Below are 19,769 nucleotides of genomic sequence, written 5' to 3'. Positions count from 1 at the left end.
AAAAGATGAAGATCCCTTCGGCAGAATTCGTCGCCCCCAAGGACGACAACACCCGGCTGCAGAACCTGTGCGGCCCGCTCGACGAAAACCTGCGCCAGATCGAGCAGGCGCTGGACGTGACCATCCAGCGGCGCGGCCATCGCATGACGGTGCGCGGCAACCATGCGCAGGACGCCGCGCTGGCGCTGGAGCGTTTCTATAACCACGCGCGCACGCCGCTGTCGATCGACGACGTGCAGCTGGGCCTGGTGGAAACGCGCCAGCTCAGCGCGCATGGCAGCTACCTGCCCGGCAACGACGCCGACAAGGGCAACAACGACGAGCGCGAGTTCGAAGATGAATCGCCAGTGCTGCACACCCGCCGCACCGGCCTGCAGGGCCGCACCGTGGCGCAGCGCGAGTACCTGCGCAACATCCTGTCGCACGACCTGACCATGGGCATCGGCCCGGCCGGCACCGGCAAGACCTATCTGGCGGTGGCCTGTGCGGTCGACGCGCTGGAGCGCGACGCGGTCAAGCGCATCGTGCTGACGCGCCCGGCGGTGGAAGCCGGCGAGCGCCTGGGCTTCCTGCCCGGCGACCTGGCGCAGAAGGTCGATCCTTACCTGCGCCCGCTGTATGACGCGCTGTACGACCTGCTCGGCTTCGACCGCACGCAGAAGATGTTCGAGCGCCAGATGATCGAGATCGCACCGCTGGCCTATATGCGCGGGCGCACGCTGAACCACGCCTTCATCATCCTCGACGAGGCGCAGAACACCACGCCCGAGCAGATGAAGATGTTCCTGACCCGGATCGGCTTCGGCTCCAAGGCGGTGATCACCGGCGACATCACCCAGATCGACCTGCCCAAGGGACAGAAGAGCGGCGTGGTGGAAGCGCTGCATGTGCTGCGCGACGTGCGCGGCATCGCCTGCACCCGCTTTACCAGCATCGACGTGGTGCGCCACCCGCTGGTGGCCCGCATCGTCGATGCCTATGACGAATACCACGCCCAGCACAAGGACGCGTAATTGAAATCCCCGAAAAACCAGAAATCCAAGGCCCCCGGCGTCAGCCTGACCCTGTTCGATGGCGATGGCCGCGCGCGCAAGAGCGCCGCGCACGCGCTGCGCGTGCAGCTGCCCGACGGCCGCAGCCTGACGCTGGACCTGTCGCAGGCCGCCGACGGCGTGGTCGCGCTGCTGGCCGAGCATACCGACACCAACCAGCAGGCCGGCCTGCTGGTGCGCCCGGACAACCATGACTCTCTGTCCGTGGCCGTGACCGCCACGCCGGTCGTGACCACCACCGGCACCCCGGCCACGCCGCCGGCGCTGGAACTGGAGATCCAGCAAGGGAACGGCATCGGCAAGCAGGACGGCCTGCCGCCGCGCCGGAAGATCGAAACCTGGGTCAAGTCGGCACTGTATGCCGATGCTGCGCTGACGATCCGATTCGTCGGCGAGGAAGAAGGCCGCCTGCTGAACCGCACCTATCGCGGCAAGGACTACGCCACCAACGTGCTGACCTTTGCCTATGCCGAGAACGAGGACGACCCCGTGACCGGCGATATCGTGCTGTGCTGCCCGGTGGTCGAAGCCGAGGCGCGCGAGCAGCGCAAGCCACTGGAAGCGCACTATGCGCACCTGGTGGTGCACGGCGTGCTGCATGCGCAGGGCTACGAGCACGAGGAAGACGCCGAAGCCGAGGAAATGGAGGCGATCGAGACCGAGACCCTGCAGGCGCTGGGCTACGCGGACCCCTATCTCGCCGAGCGCACCGGCACCGCGTGATTGACGGCGCACCGGCGGCGCGACGCGAAGGCCGCCGGCATCACATCCGGCAGCCGCTGCCCGGCCGCTGTCACGGGATCGACAGCCTTTTGGTGTATCCTTCAGTCGATCTCCACCACGCGCTCGCCGCGAAATGAACGACCCCTATCCCAGTTCGAAGCCCGCCTACCTGAAGCAGGTCGATCGCCCCAGATCGCTTCTCGAACGCCTGTCAGACCTGATCTCCCCCGAACCGGACACCCGCGCAGAACTGCTCGAAGTGCTCCAGGAAGCGCATGAGCGCAACCTGATCGACGCCGATTCGCTGTCGATGATCGAGGGCGTGTTCCAGGTCTCCGAACTGACCGCCGGCGACATCATGGTGCCGCGCGCGCAGATGGATATGGTCAATATCGCCGACGCGCCGGAGACCTTCATCCCGTTCATGCAGCAGACCGCGCATTCGCGCTTCCCGGTCTGTGAAGGCAGCCGAGACAACATCATCGGCATCCTGCTGGCCAAGGACCTGCTGCGCTACTACACCGATCCCGCCTTCGACCTGCGCGAAACGCTGCGCCCGGCGGTGTTCATCCCCGAATCCAAGCGCCTGAACATCCTGCTGCGCGAGTTCCGCATCAACCGCAACCATATCGCCATCGTCGTCGACGAATACGGCGGCGTGGCCGGGCTGGTGACGATCGAGGACGTGCTCGAGCAGATCGTCGGCGATATCGAGGATGAGTTCGACCTGGACGAAGACCAGGACAATATCCTGCCGATGCCCGACGGCAGCTGGCGCGTGCATGGCCTCACCGAGATCTCCCAGTTCAACGAGGCCTTCGGCACCGGCTTTTCCGACCACGATGTCGACACCGTGGGCGGACTGCTGTCCAACCACGTGGGCCACGTGCCCCACCGCGGCGAGGTCATCACCTTGCCGCCGATCCGCTTCGAAGTGCTGCGCGCCGACGCGCGGCAGGTGCACCTGTTGCAGGTCCGCCGCGAATCCCTGGCTGACAGCGCGAGCGCTGCCGGCGCATGAAGCGTACCGCCCCGATCCCCAACGGCGCCGCTGCTGCCGACGCCGGTGCTGGCAGCGTGCCCGGCGCGCGTTCGCGCGCCGCCGCCATGGCGCGGCTGCTGCTGGCCGGCGTGCTCGGCATTGCCCATACCCAGGCCTTCGCCCCGCATGACTGGTGGTGGCTGCAGATCCTGTCGCTGGCCGGCCTGGCCGCGCTGATGGCCGACGCGCCGCGCGCGCGCATCGCCGCGGCCACCGGCTATGCCTTCGGCCTGGGTTGGTTCCTGTCCGGCATCTGGTGGCTCTATATCAGCATGCACGTCTACGGCGAGATGCCGGCGTGGATGGCAGCGCTGGCGGTAGTGCTGTTCTCGGGCTACCTGGCGCTGTGGCCGGCGCTGGCGGGCGCGCTGTGGCACCGGCTGACGGCACGGCTGCGCGCCGGCACATGGGCCGCGGCGCTGCTCGCCCCGCTGGCGTTCGGTGCCGCGTGGGGGCTGTCGGAGTGGCTGCGCGGTGTCGTTTTCACCGGTTTCCCATGGCTGTCTGGGGGCTATGCCCATACCGACGGCCCGCTTGCCGGCTTTGCGCCGCTGGCCGGCGTCTATGGCATCGGCGCGCTGGCGGCTGCCGTCGCGGCCTTGCTGGCCGGGGCCGTGCGCGGGCTGGGGCACGGTGCGCGCACGCGTGCCGTTGTGTCGCTGGCGCTGGCACTGCTGCTGCCGGCTCTTGGCGCCGCGCTGTCGCCGCTGGCCTGGACCACGCCGGCCGGCAAGCCGCTGACGGTGCGCCTGCTGCAGGGCAACGTGCCGCAGGACATCAAGTTCGAGGCCGCCGGCATCCAGCGCTCGATCGCGCTCTACCGCGACATGATCACCGCCGCGCCCGCCGACCTGGTGGTGACGCCCGAAACCGCCTTCCCGGTGATCCTGCAGGACCTGCCGGTCGACGTCGCCGTGGCGGTGCGCGACTACGCGCTGCAGAGTGACACCACGGTGCTGTTCGGCGCGGCCGGCGCCGATTCGCCGGTCGATTTCACCAACAGCGTGTTCGGGCTGGGGCCGCTGACCGAGCGCCTATACCGCTACAACAAGCACCACTTGGTGCCGTTTGGCGAATTTATCCCGCTGGGCTTCCGCTGGTTCGTCGACATGATGAAGATGCCGCTGGGCGATTTCCGCCGCGGCGGGCTCGACCAGCCTTCGCTGCCGGTGCGCGGCGTGCGCGTGGCGCCCAATATCTGCTACGAGGATCTGTTCGGCGAGGAAATAGCGCAGACGCTGCGCCAGCAGCCCGCGCCCGCCAACGTGCTGGCCAACCTGACCAACCTGGCCTGGTTCGGCGACACCATCGCGCTGGACCAGCACCTGCAGATCTCGCGCATGCGCGCGCTGGAAACGCGCCGCCCGATGCTGCGCTCGACCAATACCGGCATGACCGCGGTGGTGCGCCCGGACGGCACCGTGCAGGCGCGCCTGCCCACCTTCACGGTCGGCACGCTGGTGGCCGAGGTGCAGGGCATGCAGGGGCTGACCCCGTATATCCGCTGGGGGAATGCGCCGGTGCTGGCGCTGTTTGCGCTGGTGCTGGGCGCGGCCGCCTGGCGCTCGCGGCGCGCGGGCTGAAGCCCGCATTTGGCGGGCGCGGCGGACGCGCCGGGTCTCCCGCCGCGTTCGCCCGAGCCGCGGCGTCCATGGCGCGTCAGGCGCGCGCCGGCTGCGTCAGTTCAGCAGCCCGGTCGCCACCGACACGGCGGCCGCGGCAATCATGACCGCGATTGCGACCAGGTAAGGTTTGCGAGAAAGGAGCGTCATGATCCCAAAGTCCCCATCGTTAATCGTCTACCGGCAGGACGGCCAGGCCTGCCAACCGCAACTCTCGAGCGGGTTGCTTACTGATACTGTATACAAAAACGGTATCGGCCAGCGGTCCCGCAACTTGAAAACGGGGTCGGTATTTTCCCCATGCGTTGCGAAAGACCGACATCCGCTGGCACCTCCACGCACCAGCCCACACCCCGCCAATCGGGGCGGGCGGCCAAAAAGCCGATAGAATTCAGGGTTTGGCAAAATCCGTAAGCGGCGGCCCCGGCACGGGCTGCGCCGCCAGCATGCCGGGCGGCGCAACTTCGCCCCCAGCCGACCGATCAGCCACTACCTAGTCTTCATATGCTGACCTTCCAACAAATGATTCTGACCCTGCAGGCCTACTGGGACCGGCAGGGTTGCGCGCTGTTGCAACCCATCGATCTGGAGGTCGGCGCCGGCACTTCCCACGTGCATACCTTCCTGCGCGCGATCGGCCCCGAGCCGTGGCGCGCCGCCTATGTGCAGCCGTCGCGGCGCCCGAAGGACGGCCGCTATGGCGAGAACCCCAACCGCCTGCAGCACTATTACCAGTATCAGGTCGTGCTCAAGCCCGCGCCGGAGAACATCCTCGATCTGTACCTGGGCTCGCTGGAGGCACTTGGCCTGGACCTGAAGCAGAACGACATTCGCTTCGTCGAGGACGACTGGGAGAACCCGACGCTGGGCGCGTGGGGCCTCGGCTGGGAAGTCTGGCTCAACGGTATGGAAGTGACCCAGTTCACCTATTTCCAGCAAGTCGGCGGCATCGACTGCAAGCCGATCACGGGCGAGATCACCTACGGTATCGAACGCCTGGCGATGTACCTGCAGAAGGTCGAGAACGTCTACGACCTGGTCTGGACCGAATGGGTAGAGAACGGCGACACGCGCCGCCTGACCTACGGCGACGTGTACCACCAGAACGAGGTCGAGCAGTCGACCTACAACTTCGAGCACAGCAACACCGAGATCCTGTTCCGCCATTTCGCCGAGCACGAGGGCGAGGCCAAGCGGCTGATGGGCAATGCCGAGGGCGCCGACGGCACCGGGGGGGGCCAGGCCACCGGCACGCGCCTGGCGCTGCCCGCTTATGAACAGGTACTGAAGGCCGCCCACACGTTCAACCTGCTGGACGCCCGCGGCGCCATCTCGGTGACCGAGCGCGCCGCCTATATCGGCCGCATCCGCCACCTGTCGCGCCAGGTGGCGCAGGCCTACTATGATTCGCGCGAGGCCCTCGGCTTCCCGATGTGCGGCAACGGCGGAGCCCGGGCATGACGCAACTGGCGCGCAGCGCGCTGTGCTGCGCCTTGGCCATCGCCACGCTGTCTGCCGCCGGCAATGCCGCCGCCGCGCGCGCCGTGGCCGCCCCCGCGCCGCAGGCGCTGCTGCTGCCGGCCGAACTGAGCAATGTGTGCGAAGCCGACCCGCAGGCGCTGCAACTGGCCATGTCGCGCCACTGGCGCCCTTCGCTGAACGCGCTCGACCAGTGGACGCAACTGGTGCGCTCGTTCGCCTGCGACCTGTCGGGCCAGCGCGACCTGGGCTGGCACCGCGTGCCGCTGCGCGCCTATGAAAGCGCGATCCGCTACCCGCTGACCTGGGTGGAGGTGGAAACCACCAACGGCCGCACCCGGCGCAAGACCAAGACCTATTACTCGGCGGCACAGCTGCCGCCGAAGATCGATTTCTGGGTGGGCGGGCGCATCGACGAGATCCGCTACGACAAGCGCCTGCGCCGCATCGACGCGCGCTTCCCCGCAGCGGGCAGCCGCGGCGGCAGCAACGGCGCGGCCAGCGCTGCGGCGGCCGCGCAATGCGCCTTCACCACGCTGCAATTCCGGCAACAGAACGGCCTGTGGCTGCTGTCCGGAGTGGAACCTAATCATTCGCCGCGCTGCTGACAGCAGCGCGCGCCACAACCTGTTGGATACGATTCATGTCGCAACCCATGACCGACTCGCTGCTGATCGAACTGTTCACCGAAGAGCTGCCTCCCAAGGCGCTGGCGCGTCTGGGCGACGCCTTCGCGCAGGGCCTGTTCGCCGGCCTGGGCGAGCGCGACCTGCTTGAGCCGGGCGCCACCGTGACGCCGTTCGCCACGCCCCGCCGGCTGGCCGCGCTGGTGTCGGGCGTGCGCCGCAGCGCGCCCGACCGCGAGCAGCGCGAGAAGGTCCTGCCGCTGTCGGTAGCGCTGGGCGCCAACGGCGAGCCCACGCCGCCGCTGGCCAAGAAGCTGGCCGCGCTGGCCAAGTCGGTCGGCGTCGCCGAGATCGACTGGCAGTCGCTGGAGCGCGCCTCGGACGGCAAGGCCGAGGCCTTCTTCTATCGCTACACCGCCCGCGGCGCCGAGCTGGCCGCGGGTCTGCAGGCAGCGCTGGAAGACACCATCGCCAGGCTGCCCATCCCCAAGGTGATGAGCTACCAGCGCCCGGACGGCGGCACCGTGCACTTCGTGCGCCCGGCGCACAGCCTGATCGCGCTGTTCGGCAGCGAGATCCTGCCGGTGTCGGTGCTGGGCCTGCAGGCCAGCAACGTGACGCGGGGCCACCGCTTCCTGTCGCATGGCGCGATCGAGATCGCGCATGCCAACGACTACGCGAAGCAGCTTGAATCGGCCGGCCGCGTGCTGGCCAGCTATGCCGAGCGCCGCGAGCGCATGCGCGCCGCGCTGCTGGCCGAGGCCGGCGCCGACCAGGTGATCATCCCCGAGTCGCTGCTCGATGAAGTCAACTCGCTGGTGGAATGGCCGGTGGTCTATGCCTGCCACTTCGAGGAAGCCTTCCTGGCGGTGCCGCAGGAATGCCTGATCCTGACCATGCAGACCAACCAGAAGTACTTTGCGCTGACCGATGCCCAGGGCCACCTGCGCAACCGCTTCCTGATCGTGTCGAACCTGGCCACCGAGACGCCGCAGTCGATCATCACCGGCAACGAGCGCGTGGTGCGTCCGCGCCTGGCCGATGCCAAGTTCTTCTTCGACCAGGACCGCAAGAAGACGCTGGCCTCGCGCGTGCCGCAGCTGGCCGGCGTGGTCTACCACAACAAGATCGGCACGCAACTGGACCGCGTGCAGCGCCTGCAGCAGATCGCCGGCCATGTCGCCGATGCGCTCAACGCCGCCGGCGTGGCCACCGACAAGGCCGCCGCGATGCGCGGCGCCGAGCTCGCCAAGGCCGACTTGCTGACCGACATGGTGGGCGAGTTCCCCGAGCTGCAGGGCACCATGGGCACGTACTACGCCCGCCACGACGACGAGGCCGAGGAGGTGGCGCTGGCCTGCTCCGAGCACTATCGTCCGCGCTTCGCCGGCGACGCGCTGCCCGAAGGCTCGGTCAGCACCGCGGTAGCGCTGGCCGACAAGCTGGAGACGCTGGTCGGCATCTGGGGCATCGGCCTGCAGCCGACCGGCGAGAAAGATCCGTTCGCGCTGCGCCGCCATGCGCTGGGCATCCTGCGCATGCTGATCGAGAAGCCGCTGGCGCTGTCGGTGACCGGGCTGCTGGCGCTGACGCAGCAGACGTTCGAAGGCATTGCCGCGGTCAAGCCGGCGCCGGATGCCATCGCCGACTTCCTGTACGACCGCGTGCGCGGCTACCTGAAGGAAAAAGGCTACACCACCAACGAGGTCGAGGCCGTGGTCAGCCTGCGCCCGGACCAGCTGCATGACGTGCTGGGCCGCATGGAAGCGGTGCGCACCTTCGCCGCGCTGCCCGAGGCCGAGGCCCTGGCCGCCGCCAACAAGCGCATCACCAATATCCTGCGCAAGAACACCGAGCCGGTCGGCGCGGTGAACCCGGCGCTGTTCCAGGAAGAGGCCGAAGGCGCGTTGCACGCGGCCATCGAGAAGGTGCGCCCGGCCGCCGAAGCCGCCTTCGCCAGCGGCGATTTCACCGTCGCGCTGCGCGACCTGGCCCAGCTGCGCGATGCGGTCGACCGCTTCTTCAACGACGTGATGGTGATGGCCGAGGACGCGCAGCTGCGCGCCAACCGCCTGGCGCTGCTGGCCTCGCTGCATGCGCTGGCCAACCGCGTGGCCGACATCTCCAAGCTGGCCGCCTGAGCGCCGCCAGTACGCGATACCGGAGCCGCACATGCCGCAGACGCCGCCCAAGTTTGTCATCCTGGACCGCGACGGGGTGGTCAACCTCGACAGCGACCAGTTCATCAAGTCGCCCGACGAGTGGGTTCCCATCGACGGCAGCCTGGAAGCCATCGCCGCGCTGAACCAGGCCGGCTATCGCGTGGTGATCGCCAGCAACCAGTCCGGCATCGGCCGCGGCCTGTTCGAGATGAGCACGCTCAACGCCATGCACGAGAAGATGTACGCGGCGTTGGCACGCCTGGGCGGACGCATCGAGGCCGTGTTTTTCTGCCCGCATACCGCCGCGGACGGCTGCGACTGCCGCAAGCCCAAGTCCGGCATGCTCGAGCAGATCAGCGAGCGCTTCGGCATCGAGCTCAGGGGCGTGCCGATCGTGGGCGATTCGCTGCGCGACCTGGAGGCCGGTGTCGCGGTCGGCTGCGCGCCGCACCTGGTGCGCAGCGGCAAGGGCATGAAGACCCTCGACCAAGGCGGCCTGCCGCCCGGCACGCAGGTGCATGACGACCTGCGCGCCTTTGCGAGCTGGCTGACCGGCAACCATGGCGGCAACGACGGCGCCACCCGCGAGTCCGCACAATAAGCCATTGCCGAGGCTGGCACCGACCCTCTTTTTTTGCGCCCCCACGCATGACGTTTCTCCGTTCCCTGTTGTTTGCGCTGTACCTGCTGGTGCTGACGCCTCCCTACGCCTGCGCCTGCTTCCTCGTCTTTCCGTTCATGAACGCCGACCAGCGTTTCCGCTTCGTGCGCGGCTGGCCGTGGCTGGTGATCTGGGCCGCGCGCGGCATCTGCGGCATCCAGTACCGCATCGAAGGCCATGAACACATGGATGGCATGCTCGACAAGCCGGTGGTGCTGCTGTCCAAGCACCAGTCGGCATGGGAGACGGTGGCCTACGTGGCGCTGATGCCCAGGCCGCTGTGCTTCGTCTTCAAGCGCGAGCTGCTGCTGGTGCCTTTCTTCGGCTGGGCGCTGGGCATGCTGAAGATGGTCCATATCAACCGCAAGGAAGGCACCCGCGCCTTCGCCTCGGCCGTGCGCCAGGGCCGCGAGCGGCTGGCCGAAGGCGCCTGGATCATCATGTTCCCGGAAGGCACGCGCACGCCGTCGGGCCTGGAAAAGCCGCGCTACAAGAGCGGCGGCGCGCGCCTGGCGGTCGAGACCGGTGCCTGGGTGCTGCCGATGGCGGTCAATTCCGGCCGGGTGTGGCCGCGCAACAAGTTCCTCAAGTACCCGGGCATGGTGACGATCTCGGTCGGCCCGCCGATCGCCTCGGCCAACAAGACCGCCGACCAGCTCAACCAGGAAGTGGCCGACTGGATCGAGCGCGACATGCGCCGCATCGACGCGGACAGCTACCGCAGCGAAGTACGGGTAGAGCCGGCCGCATGAAGCTGCTGCGCCCCGCCTCCGACGTCGACGGCGCGCAGCTGGAACTGCCGCTGGCAGAGGCCGCTCCCGGTGTCCATGTACCGGCGGCGCCGCTGGCGCCGGTGCCGCCGGCGTGGCCGGTTCCGCAGCCCAATGGCCGGCTGCTGCATGTGGGCGAGCGCGCGCTGCACTATACGCTCAAGCGCTCGTCGCGCCGCACCATCGGCTTCACCATCGACGACCGCGGCCTGTCGATCACCGCGCCGCGCTGGGTCACGCTGGCCGACATCGAATCGGCCATCCTGGAGAAGCAGCGCTGGATCTTCAACAAGCTCGGCGAATGGCGCCACCGCGAGGCACGCCGCGTGCTGCCCACGGTGCAGTGGCGCGACGGCGCCAGCCTCCCCTTCCTGGGCCAGCCGCTGACGCTTTCGCTGGAGTCGCCGATCGGCGCGCTGCTGTTCGACGCGGACCGCCGCGTGCTGCACCTGGCGCTGCCTGCGCACGCCGACGAGCAGCAGATCAAGGACCGCGTGCAAGGCTGGCTGCAGCAACAGGCGCGCCGGCTGCTGCCGGAGCGGCTCGATGTCTATGCCGGCAAGCTGGGCGTGCGCCATACCGGCTTTGCGCTGACTTCGGCAGCCACGCGCTGGGGCAGCTGCACCGCCGACGGCAAGATCCGGCTGAACTGGCGCCTGATGCATTTTCCGCTGTCGATGATCGACTACGTCGCGGCGCACGAACTCGCCCACCTGAAGGAAATGAACCACGGGCCGCGCTTCTGGCAGACCGTGGAATCGATCTTCCCGGAATTCCGCGACGCCCGTGCGCAGCTGCGCGCGCATCCGCCCGAGCTGCTGCCGAGCTTTTAAGCCACGGCCAAGCAGCCGGTGCGTTTCGGCCAAACGCACTAAAATGGCGCCTTCCAATACCTAAAACAGTTGAAGGCCCTCACATGCGACTTCTCCACACCATGCTGCGCGTCGGCGACATGCAGCGCTCCATCGATTTCTATACCCGCATTCTCGGCATGCAGCTGCTGCGCGAGAGCGACAATCCCGAGTACAAGTACCGCCTGGCCTTCGTCGGCTACGGCCCCGAAAGCGAAACCGCGGTGCTGGAGCTGACCTACAACTATGGCGTCGACCAGTATGACCTGGGCACGGCCTATGGCCATATCGCGCTGGAGACCGACAACGCCGCGGCGGCGTGCGAGCGCATCCGTGCGGCCGGCGGCAAGGTCACCCGCGAAGCCGGCCCGGTCAAGGGCGGCACCACCGTGATCGCCTTCGTCGAAGATCCGGACGGCTACAAGATCGAGCTGATCGAGCGCCATTCCACCCGCGACGCCAGCCGCCCGTAACGCGTCCATCGACCGCGGCCGTGGACGCGCAAACCCTGAGCCGCCGGCCGCTGGACGGCATGGCGGTGGGACTGATGGTGCTGCTGTGCGCCGGCTGGGGCCTGCAACAGGTGGTGATCAAGGTGACCGCCCCGCTGATGGGCACGGTGCTGCAGGCGGGCGTGCGCTCGGCGGTGGCGGCGCTGCTGGTATTCGGCTTTGCCGCCTGGCGGGGCACGCCGATCTGGCGCCGCGACGGCACGCTCAACGCCGGGCTGCTGGCGGGGCTGCTGTTCGGCGCCGAGTTCTTCTGCATCTTTGTCGGGCTGGGCTACACCACGGCCTCGCGCATGGCGGTGTTCCTGTACACCGCGCCGATCTTCACCGCACTGGGGCTGCATTTCGTTGTCCCGGGCGAGCGGCTGCACACCGGCCAATGGCTCGGCGTGGCGCTGGCCTTCGTGGGCATGGCAATGGCGTTCGCCGATGGCATCGCAGCGCCGTCGGTCCATGGCAGCACGCTGCTGGGCGATGCGCTGGGCATCCTGGCCGGGGCGCTGTGGGCCGCCACCACCGTGGTGGTGCGTGCCAGCCCGCTGGCGAGCGCGCCGGCCAGCAAGACGCTGCTGTACCAGCTGGCGGTATCGGCGGTGCTGCTGCTGGCGATGGCGGTGGCCGCGGGCCAGACCGCGACCGCGCAGGTGGACGGCGTGGTGCTGGCGAGCCTGTTCTACCAGTCGGTGCTGATTGCGTTTGCCAGCTACCTGGCGTGGTTCTGGCTGCTGCGGCGCTACCTGGCGTCGCGGCTGTCGGTGTTTTCTTTCCTGACCCCGCTGTTCGGGGTGGCATTCGGCGTGCTGCTGATGCACGATGCGGTGGGGCCGCGCTTTGCGGTGGCGGCCGTGCTGGTGCTGGCAGGGATCGTGCTGGTCAATCGGCGCGCGTGAGGCGCACGTCAGGGTTCGGGTTAGAACCGTTGGCTTTGTTGGTGTGGCGCCTTGCTAGCCCACCCCTCACCCCGGGCCCTCTCCCCCTGAGGGGAGAGGGCGAACACCTTGCTTAGGCAAGCTCGGGCGGCCTGGGAGCACCCAAAACCGGTGGGCTCTTTTGGCCGCCCTCAAGATCAGCGGCGCGCCTCGAACGAGAACATTCCCAGCGCGTCGCGCACTTCCTCCAGCGTCTGCTGGGTCAGCTCGCGCGCCTTCTGCGTGCCCTGGCGCAGCACATCGAACACATAGTCCGGATTCTTGGCCAGCTCTTCGCGGCGGGCGCGGATCGGGGCCAGCATGTCCTGCAGGATGCCCTCGATGCGGCGCTTGAGCACCATGTCGCCCAGGCCGCCCTTGCGATAGTGCTCCTTCAGCGCCTCGACTTCCTCGGTGTTCGGGTCGAACGCGTCCAGGTACGTGAACACCACGTTGCCCTCGACCTGGCCTGGATCCGACACCTTCAGGTGGTTCGGGTCGGTGTACATGCTGTGCACCGCGGCCTTGATCTGCTCCGGCGACGCGCCCAGCGCGATCGCGTTGCCCATCGACTTGCTCATCTTGGCCTTGCCGTCGACGCCGGGCAGGCGGCCGAACTTGGGGATCAGCGCCTTGCACTCCGGCAGCACGTCACGGCCGACCTGGTGGTTGATGCGGCGCACGATCTCGTTGGTCTGCTCGATCAAAGGGGCCTGGTCTTCGCCCACCGGCACCACCTGGGCCTTGAAGGCGGTGATGTCCGCGGCCTGCGCGGCCGGGTAGCACAGGAAGCCGGCCGGGATATCGCGGCCGAAGCCGCGCGCCTGGATCTCTTCCTTGATGGTCGGGTTGCGCTCCAGCCGCGATACCGTGACGAAGTTCAGGTACATCAGCGTCAGCTCGGCCAGCGCCGGCAGGTGCGACTGCACGGTGATGGTGGTCTTGGCCGGGTCGATGCCGACCGCCAGGTAATCGAGCGCCACTTCCAGCACGTTGCGGCGCACCTTGTCGGGATCGTGCGCGTTGTCGGTCATGGCCTGGGTATCGGCCAGCAGCAGGTATTGCTCATGCGAATCCTGCAGCGCCACGCGGCTCTGCAGCGAGCCGACGAAGTGGCCGAGGTGCAGCGGGCCGGTGGGACGGTCGCCGGTCAGGATCACGGGACGCCGGTTGGTTTGGCTGGTTTGGGCTGTCATGGGACGGTCTTGCACGAAATAAGTCGCGGGGATTCGGGGATTCGGGGATTCGGGATTTCGGGTTCGTTGATCTGTGGCTTCAGGCGGCCTGCCCTGTGGCGGCGCCGCCCAGGCGGCGGGCCAGTTCGACATACTCGCCGACGGGCACTTCCTCGGCACGGCGGCCAAGGTCGAAGCCCATCGCGTCGAAGTCGACCTGGCCGCGCAGGAATGACAGGGTATTGCGCAGCACCTTGCGCCGCTGCGAGAAGGCCGCGGTGACCACGTCGCCGAGCACGGTGATGTCGCAGTCAGCATGCGGCGAGCGCAGACGGCCATCGTGATGGCGTGGCCACGGGATCATCCGCACCACGGCCGAATCGACCTTGGGCGGCGGGTTGAAACTGCCAGGCGGCACGTCCAGCACATGTTCCATGTAGTAGCGCACCTGCAGCATGATCGACAGCCGGCCGAAGGCCTTGCTGCCTGGCTCCGCCACCATGCGCTCGACTACCTCCTTCTGCAGCATGAAGTGCTGGTCGCGAACCCGGTCGGCGAACTGCATCAGGTGGAACAGCAGCGGGCTCGAAATGTTGTATGGCAGGTTGCCGACGATGCGCAGCGGCCTGCCCGGCACTTCCAGCTTGCCGAAGTCGAAGTCCAGCGCGTCGCCGGCGTGTACCTGCAGGCGCTCGCCGTAGCGGCGGCGCAGGCGCTCGACCAGGTCGCGGTCGAGTTCGACCACCTGCATCTGCGGGATCCGTTCGAGCAGCGGGCTGGTCAGCGCGCCGAGCCCCGGCCCGATCTCGACCAGCACGTCCTCGGCTTGCGGATTGATGGCATTGACGATGCCGTGGATGATGGTGTCGTCGACCAGGAAGTTCTGCCCGAATCGCTTGCGGGCCACATGGCCCTGGTGCACGTTGGAACGCATGGTTCGATGTTGCAGCATGAGGTCCGGCTTCAGCAAGGCGGCTGCAAGCCAGGATTGGGATGGCCCGGATGGCTGGCGCCGCCGGCGCCATCGGGATGGCGGCCGTTGGCATGGCCGGCCATGGTGACCGCGCTGCGGATGGCCTCGATCATGCTGCCATGCTCGGCCTGGCCGGTGCCAGCCAGATCCAGCGCGGTGCCGTGGTCCACCGAAGTGCGGATGAAGGGCAGCCCCAGCGTAATGTTCACGCCGTGGCCGAAGGTGCCGTATTTCAGCGGCCCCAGCCCCTGGTCATGGTACATCGCCAGCACGCAATCGGCATCGCGCAGGTGGCGCGGCTGGAACAGCGTGTCGGCAGGGAACGGACCGCGCGCATCGATGCCGGCATCCTTGGCCTGCGCCAGCGCGGGCACGATCACGTCGATCTCCTCGCGGCCCATGTGCCCGCTTTCGCCGGCGTGCGGGTTCAGGCCCGTCACCAGGATGCGGGGGCGCGCGATGCCGAAGTAGTGGCGCAGGTCGGCATCGATGATGGTCAGGGTCTGCAACAGCAGCGGGACGGAGAGTGCATCCGGCACCGCGCGCAGCGGCAGGTGGGTCGTCGCCAGCGCCACGCGCAGCATGGCGTTGTCGTGCGCGGGCTGCGGGCCGGCCAGCATCATTACCACGCGCGGCACGCGGGCGCTGTCGGCCAGGTATTCGGTGTGACCGGTGAACGGCACGCCGGCGTCGTTGATGGTGCTTTTCTGCACCGGCGCCGTGACCATGGCCGCATAGCGCGGCGCGGCGCGGCCGTGCGGGCGGCAGCCGGCGATGGCGGCATCGAGCAGCGCCAGCACGTACGGGCCGTTGCGTGCATCGAGGCGGCCCGGTTCGCATGCGACGGCCAGCGGGATGTCCTCGATCACCACATCGCCGTCGGCGATGCGCCGCTCCCAGGCGTGCGTCACGCCCAGCGCCGCGGCGCGTTCGGCCAGCAGGCGGGCATCGCCCAGCACATGGAAGCGGTAGTGCCCGCTGCCGCCATTGTTGCCATGGTTGGCGCCGGCGAGCTGCAGCAACGCCCCGATGGTGATATCGGGGCCGATGCCGGCGGGCTCGCCGGTGGAAATGGCCAGGGATAGCGGGTCAGGCATGTCGGCGTGGGCGGGAGGGCGGGTGAGCGGCGCTTGCGCGCGTCAGCGCTGCCGGTTGATGCGGTACTCGACGTACGCCTGCGAGCGCAGCTGGCGCACCCAGTCATCATACGCGGCCCGCAGCTTCTGTTCGCGGACCTCGGCGCGGGCAAAGTCGCGCTGCTTCTCGGGCGACAGCTCGGTCTCGCGGCGGTTCAGCACCTGGATCAGGTGCACGCCGAACTGCGTGACCACCGGCTCGGAGATCTCGTTCGGGCGCAGGCGGCTCATGGCCTGCTCGAATTCGGGCACCAGCTCGCCCGGCGAAACCCAGCCGAGGTCGCCGCCGTTCTGTGCCGAGCCATCCTGCGAGAAGCGCTTGGCCGCGTCGGCAAAGTCACCGCCGTGGGTGATGCGGTCGCGCAGCGTGCTGAGCTGGCGGCGCGCCTCGGCTTCGGGCATGTTGGGGCCGGTGCGGATCAGGATATGGCGCACCTGCGTCTGCGTGATCTTGCCTGCCGCGGCCTGGCCGGATGCCGGGGCAGCGCGCTTGGCCACCAGCTTGACCACGTGGAAGCCCGCGGCACTTTCCACCACCTGGGGCGCCACGGCGCCAGGCTGGAGGTCGACCACCGAGTTGGCGAACAGCGCCGGCAGACGGCCGATCTCGCGAAAGCCCATGGCGCCGCCCTGCGCGGCTTCCGGGCCTTCCGAACTGGCTTGCGCCAGCTGTGCAAAGTCGGCGCCGCCCTGGGCCTGCTTCAGCAGCCCCTCGGCCTTGGCGCGCAGCGCCTGCTTCTGCGCGTCCGAGGCATTCTCGGGCACGCGCACGAGGATCTGCGCCACGTTGTATTCGGTCGGGCCAGTGGCCCCGGCCTGGCCACCGCGTGCAGCGAGGAAGTTGTCGATCTCGCCGTCGTAGACCTGCACCTTGGAATCGACCTCGCGCTCGCGCAGGCGGATCACCTGCACCTGCTTGCGCAGCTCGTCGCGGTACTTGGTCCAGGTCATGCCGCTGGCTTCCACGCGGCGGCGCAGCTCGGTGGCGTTCATGCGGTTCTGCTGCGCCACCGATTCGATGGCGCGGTCGATCTCCTGGTCGGTCACGCGGATGCCGGCTTCCTGCGCGGCCTGGGTCTGCACGCGTTCCATCACCAGGCGCTCCAGCACCTCGCCGAGCAGGTCGGCGCGCGGCGGGATCGGACGGCCGGCGGCGCGCAGCTGGCCTTCGATCTCATCGGCGCGGTCGAGCAGCTCGCGGCGCGTGATCACGCTGTTGTTGACCACGGCAACCACCTCGTCGACCAGCTGCGAGCGCTTCTGGTCGCCGGGCTGCGGCACGCCGAGCTTGGGCTGGCTCGCCGGCGCGGTGACGTCCGACGACTGCGGCACGAAGATGCCAGTGGCACGCCCGGTGCCTGGCGCCTTCAGCTGCGCGGCGGCCGGAACGGCGATCGCGGCCAGCACGGCCGGCAACAGCAGGCGGTGCCACGACGTCATGAGAAAGGAAAACAAGGCGAATTCTTGACGTTTCATCTTAATCCGTCATTCATAGTGATCGTACTGGGTCGTCGGCACCGGCTTGGCGGACACGGGCTCGTAGCCCGGCACGTTCAGGCGCAGGATGTTCAGCGGATTGGACCCGATCTTGGAAAGGCCACGGAACTCCACCTGCAGGAAGACCCGCCCGGTGTAGCCCTGCGTGGTGTTGCGGAAACGCTGGTAGACCACGCGGCCGACCCAGCAGTCCGCGGCGTATTCGACGCCGGCCAGCGTATCGACCATCTGGCTCGCGCTCAGGTCGAAGGCGAAGCGCGCGATGGCGTAGGCACGCCGCGTGATCGGCCACTGGCCCGACAACTCGAACTGGTCGATCGCGGTATTGTCGGTCACGGCGGTCGGACGGCGGTAGCGGTAGCCGGCGTTGAAGACCTTGCGCGGCTCGGGACGGTATGAAAACGCCACGTTGCCGTAGTTGACCCGGTCGGTATCCAGGTTGTACTGCACGCCCATGTCCAGGTAATAGCCCCGGAACATCTGGATGGTCGTCGCGGCGAGCAGGTCGGAGGCGCCAGGCTTGGGGTCCGCCAGCGTGCCATTGATCTGCACGCGCTGCCCGGTGAAGTCGTAGCGCTGCGCGATGGTGCCGCGGAAGCGCTCGATGCCGGAGTCCGACTCGATCAGGCGCGTGGTCAGGCCACCAGTGATCTTGTTGTTGTCGGCGATCCGGTCGTAGCCGGTGAACGGGTTCTCGCTGAAGATCTGGCCATAGCCGAAATCGGACTGGACCGTGTCGAACAGCGGGAACAGGCTCTGGTCGCGGAACGGCGTGTAGACGTAGAACAGGCGCGGCTCCAGCGTCTGTAGGTAGTTCACGCCGAACAGCCGGCTCATGGTCGGCGCCTCGCGCTCGAACGTCATGCCCGAATCAAGGCTGACGGTGGGCAGCACGCGCGAGAAATTGGTCTGCGCGTTGGGCGTATTGTCCTGCGACTCCATCTGGTACTGGGTCGCGTTGAACGTGACCTTCGGCGTCACGTACCAGCCGGCGCGCACGATCGGGGAGCTGATGCTCGGCTGGACATACATGCGCTCGCCCTGCGGCTGCTGGAAGCCGGTGGACGTCAGCGGGATGCGGAAGCGGGTGTAGTCCGCCTCCACCTGCACGTCGAAGCCGCCCAGGTCATAGCGGATGTACTTGCCGTTGAGCTGCGGCTCGCGCTCGTACGATGGCTCGCTGGGGCGCAGCGTCTGGAACTTCTGCACCCGCGCCATCAGGAAGAAATCCTGCCAGTTATAGGTGACGCCGCCTTCCTGCACGTACTGGCGCTGCGCGGACTGCGCCACGCTGCGGTTGAAGTCGTCCGGGTACTGGTCGTCCGAGACCCGGTTGACGTTCAGGTAGGCGTTCAGGCCCTTGGCCAGGTTCTGGTTGTGCTGGATCGAGTAGGCCCAGCGGTTCGAGTTGGTCTTCTGGTCGTCAGGCAGGAACTCGGCGCGGATGCGGCCGGAGTAGCCCTGCCCCAGGTAGCGGTACTCGCCGCCGAGCTGCAGGCCCCGCTCCGTCATCAGCCGCGGATAGATGGTCAGGTCGCGGTTCGGCGCGATGTTGAAGTAGTACGGCATCGTCAGGTCGAAACCCGAGCGCGAGCCGTAACCCATCAACGGCGCCAGGAAGCCGCTGCGGCGGTCATCGTTCAGCGGAAAGCTGAACGCCGGCGCCGCCGCGATCGGCACCCCGAAGAAATTCAGCACCCCGCCATAGGCCACGCCCACCTGGCGGTCGCTGTCCAGATCGATCTGGTTCGCGCTGAAATACCAGTCCGCGTTGTCCGGCGAGCAGGTGGTGTACGACGCCCGCTTGATAGTGCTGCGGTCCTTGTCCAGGAAATCGATGCGCTCGGCCTTGCCGGCGCCGCCGGTCTGCTGGAAGTAGTAGTCCGGCGAAAGCATGTAGCCTTCGTTGGCCTCGACCTTCAGCTTGGCCTCGGGCCCCACCGCCAGCGTGCCGCTGCGCGACAGCCGCACGTTGCCCTCGGCATGGGCCTCGTCCGTATCCTGGTCGTAGCTCAGCTTGTCGCCCTTGACCACGCCGCCGTCGCGGCGCAGCTCGGCATGGCCTTCGAGTTCGACGCCGCGCTCGCTGTAGCCCGTCATGCGGTCGCCTTCAATGAAGGTCGGCGCGCCGGAATCAGGCTCGCTGGTCTTGGGGGGCTCGGCCAGCCGCGGCACCAGTTCGCCGGAGACCGTGGGCGGCTCGGGCGCCTGCGGTGCGGCTTCGAACACCGGCTCGACCTGATCCAGGTCCGGAATCGCCGAGCCCGACATCTGCGCCTGGGCGCCGGCCGACAGGCCGGCCATGGCCAGCACCAGCGGGCGCAGCCGGCCAGCGTTCAGGCGGCCATTCAGGCGACCAGCGAGCCTGGCGCGGGCGGCGGCGCCAGTGGAGGCAGGCGAAAGCAAGGCCTTGTTATTCGGTGTTCGTCGTTGTTCGGTCATTCGCACGGGTTGTCAGTCTCGGCGTGGGCTGCGGCCGCCTGCAAGCCGCCAACCCCTGCCAGAGCAGGCTGCGGGGCAACGAAGGCCCCTCCCGGGGGCCGCCCGGCGCCCGGGTCTGGTCGGGTATTATACGGGGCATCC

The 19,769-nt window shown here is 68.2% G+C and carries 17 protein-coding genes; 12 read left to right on the top strand and 5 right to left on the bottom strand.

Going from position 1 to position 19,769, the window contains the following annotated elements; all coding sequences use genetic code 11:
- The first annotated feature begins 5 nt into the window (after positions 1-5).
- The 12 genes from J8I34_RS07085 (at position 6) to J8I34_RS07030 (ending at position 12,387) form a co-directional block, all read left to right on the top strand.
- Positions 6-1,013 (top strand): PhoH family protein, encoded by a 1,008-nt coding sequence (locus J8I34_RS07085; RefSeq protein ID WP_029048807.1) that lies wholly within the window; start codon positions 6-8, stop codon positions 1,011-1,013.
- Positions 1,014-1,775: an rRNA maturation RNase YbeY gene (gene ybeY, locus J8I34_RS07080; RefSeq protein WP_029048806.1), complete on the top strand. Its 762-nt coding sequence runs from the start codon at positions 1,014-1,016 to the stop codon at positions 1,773-1,775.
- A gap of 133 nt (positions 1,776-1,908) precedes the next feature.
- Complete coding sequence (locus J8I34_RS07075; RefSeq protein ID WP_029048805.1) at positions 1,909-2,796, top strand: CorC family transporter; 888 nt, start codon at positions 1,909-1,911, stop codon at positions 2,794-2,796.
- Positions 2,793-4,400 carry an apolipoprotein N-acyltransferase gene (gene lnt / locus J8I34_RS07070; protein WP_209805697.1) on the top strand — a complete coding sequence of 536 codons (1,608 nt, stop codon included), beginning with the start codon at positions 2,793-2,795 and terminating at the stop codon, positions 4,398-4,400. Before J8I34_RS07075 ends, lnt begins: the two co-directional genes overlap by 4 nt.
- 543 nt (positions 4,401-4,943) lie before the next feature.
- Entirely contained in the window at positions 4,944-5,900 is a 957-nt protein-coding gene (glyQ, locus tag J8I34_RS07065) for a glycine--tRNA ligase subunit alpha (protein WP_029048803.1), read from the top strand.
- The gene (locus tag J8I34_RS07060; protein ID WP_029048802.1) at positions 5,897-6,526 is read left to right on the top strand and encodes a hypothetical protein; all 630 of its coding nucleotides are present in this window, start codon (positions 5,897-5,899) and stop codon (positions 6,524-6,526) included. The genes glyQ and J8I34_RS07060 overlap by 4 nt, the downstream gene beginning before the upstream one ends.
- Positions 6,527-6,561: 35 nt before the next feature.
- Positions 6,562-8,685, top strand: coding sequence for a glycine--tRNA ligase subunit beta (glyS, locus tag J8I34_RS07055; protein ID WP_029048801.1), 2,124 nt, complete (start codon positions 6,562-6,564; stop codon positions 8,683-8,685).
- A gap of 31 nt (positions 8,686-8,716) precedes the next feature.
- Entirely contained in the window at positions 8,717-9,307 is a 591-nt protein-coding gene (gmhB, locus tag J8I34_RS07050; RefSeq protein ID WP_029048800.1) for a D-glycero-beta-D-manno-heptose 1,7-bisphosphate 7-phosphatase, read from the top strand.
- A gap of 47 nt (positions 9,308-9,354) precedes the next feature.
- Entirely contained in the window at positions 9,355-10,119 is a 765-nt protein-coding gene (locus J8I34_RS07045; protein ID WP_029048799.1) for a lysophospholipid acyltransferase family protein, read from the top strand.
- The gene (locus J8I34_RS07040; protein ID WP_029048798.1) at positions 10,116-10,970 is read left to right on the top strand and encodes a M48 family metallopeptidase; all 855 of its coding nucleotides are present in this window, start codon (positions 10,116-10,118) and stop codon (positions 10,968-10,970) included. Before J8I34_RS07045 ends, J8I34_RS07040 begins: the two co-directional genes overlap by 4 nt.
- Before the next feature lie 83 nt (positions 10,971-11,053).
- On the top strand, positions 11,054-11,461 hold the full coding sequence (gene gloA / locus J8I34_RS07035) for a lactoylglutathione lyase (protein WP_029048797.1): 408 nt from the start codon (positions 11,054-11,056) through the stop codon (positions 11,459-11,461).
- A gap of 59 nt (positions 11,462-11,520) precedes the next feature.
- Complete coding sequence (locus J8I34_RS07030; RefSeq protein ID WP_051320584.1) at positions 11,521-12,387, top strand: DMT family transporter; 867 nt, start codon at positions 11,521-11,523, stop codon at positions 12,385-12,387.
- A gap of 176 nt (positions 12,388-12,563) precedes the next feature.
- Here the strand turns inward: J8I34_RS07030 and trpS are convergent, their stop codons facing one another.
- From trpS to J8I34_RS07005, 5 genes are all read right to left on the bottom strand, one after another.
- Complete coding sequence (gene trpS / locus J8I34_RS07025; RefSeq protein WP_029048795.1) at positions 12,564-13,601, bottom strand: tryptophan--tRNA ligase; 1,038 nt, start codon at positions 13,599-13,601, stop codon at positions 12,564-12,566.
- A 79-nt stretch (positions 13,602-13,680) separates the two neighbouring features.
- Positions 13,681-14,514: a 16S rRNA (adenine(1518)-N(6)/adenine(1519)-N(6))-dimethyltransferase RsmA gene (gene rsmA, locus J8I34_RS07020; protein ID WP_209768502.1), complete on the bottom strand. Its 834-nt coding sequence runs from the start codon at positions 14,512-14,514 to the stop codon at positions 13,681-13,683.
- 29 nt (positions 14,515-14,543) lie between these two features.
- The gene (pdxA, locus tag J8I34_RS07015) at positions 14,544-15,650 is read right to left on the bottom strand and encodes a 4-hydroxythreonine-4-phosphate dehydrogenase PdxA (RefSeq protein ID WP_029048793.1); all 1,107 of its coding nucleotides are present in this window, start codon (positions 15,648-15,650) and stop codon (positions 14,544-14,546) included.
- A gap of 42 nt (positions 15,651-15,692) precedes the next feature.
- The gene (locus tag J8I34_RS07010) at positions 15,693-17,165 is read right to left on the bottom strand and encodes a peptidylprolyl isomerase (protein ID WP_029048792.1); all 1,473 of its coding nucleotides are present in this window, start codon (positions 17,163-17,165) and stop codon (positions 15,693-15,695) included.
- A gap of 9 nt (positions 17,166-17,174) precedes the next feature.
- Complete coding sequence (locus J8I34_RS07005; RefSeq protein ID WP_209805696.1) at positions 17,175-19,628, bottom strand: LPS-assembly protein LptD; 2,454 nt, start codon at positions 19,626-19,628, stop codon at positions 17,175-17,177.
- Positions 19,629-19,769 lie beyond the last annotated feature (141 nt).

The sequence above is a fragment of the Cupriavidus phytohabitans genome, from assembly GCF_017815025.1.
GTDB lineage: Bacteria > Pseudomonadota > Gammaproteobacteria > Burkholderiales > Burkholderiaceae > Cupriavidus.
The sequence above is the reverse complement of the archived record's forward strand: the minus strand, read 5'-3'. Positions and strand labels throughout refer to the sequence as shown.

Bases quoted from the DNA above. Each gene is read 5' to 3' on its own strand.
- J8I34_RS07060 (WP_029048802.1), top strand. From the start codon at position 5,897: ATGACGCAACTGGCGCGCAGCGCGCTGTGCTGCGCCTTGGCCATCGCC.
- J8I34_RS07030 (WP_051320584.1), top strand. From the start codon at position 11,521: ATGGCGGTGGGACTGATGGTGCTGCTGTGCGCCGGCTGGGGCCTGCAA.
- glyS (WP_029048801.1), top strand. From the start codon at position 6,562: ATGTCGCAACCCATGACCGACTCGCTGCTGATCGAACTGTTCACCGAA.
- pdxA (WP_029048793.1), bottom strand. From the start codon at position 15,650: ATGCCTGACCCGCTATCCCTGGCCATTTCCACCGGCGAGCCCGCCGGC.
- J8I34_RS07010 (WP_029048792.1), bottom strand. From the start codon at position 17,165: ATGAAACGTCAAGAATTCGCCTTGTTTTCCTTTCTCATGACGTCGTGG.
- gloA (WP_029048797.1), top strand. From the start codon at position 11,054: ATGCGACTTCTCCACACCATGCTGCGCGTCGGCGACATGCAGCGCTCC.
- trpS (WP_029048795.1), bottom strand. From the start codon at position 13,601: ATGACAGCCCAAACCAGCCAAACCAACCGGCGTCCCGTGATCCTGACC.
- J8I34_RS07040 (WP_029048798.1), top strand. From the start codon at position 10,116: ATGAAGCTGCTGCGCCCCGCCTCCGACGTCGACGGCGCGCAGCTGGAA.
- J8I34_RS07085 (WP_029048807.1), top strand. From the start codon at position 6: ATGAAGATCCCTTCGGCAGAATTCGTCGCCCCCAAGGACGACAACACC.
- J8I34_RS07005 (WP_209805696.1), bottom strand. From the start codon at position 19,628: ATGACCGAACAACGACGAACACCGAATAACAAGGCCTTGCTTTCGCCT.
- gmhB (WP_029048800.1), top strand. From the start codon at position 8,717: ATGCCGCAGACGCCGCCCAAGTTTGTCATCCTGGACCGCGACGGGGTG.
- glyQ (WP_029048803.1), top strand. From the start codon at position 4,944: ATGCTGACCTTCCAACAAATGATTCTGACCCTGCAGGCCTACTGGGAC.
- J8I34_RS07075 (WP_029048805.1), top strand. From the start codon at position 1,909: ATGAACGACCCCTATCCCAGTTCGAAGCCCGCCTACCTGAAGCAGGTC.
- lnt (WP_209805697.1), top strand. From the start codon at position 2,793: ATGAAGCGTACCGCCCCGATCCCCAACGGCGCCGCTGCTGCCGACGCC.
- rsmA (WP_209768502.1), bottom strand. From the start codon at position 14,514: ATGCGTTCCAACGTGCACCAGGGCCATGTGGCCCGCAAGCGATTCGGG.
- J8I34_RS07045 (WP_029048799.1), top strand. From the start codon at position 9,355: ATGACGTTTCTCCGTTCCCTGTTGTTTGCGCTGTACCTGCTGGTGCTG.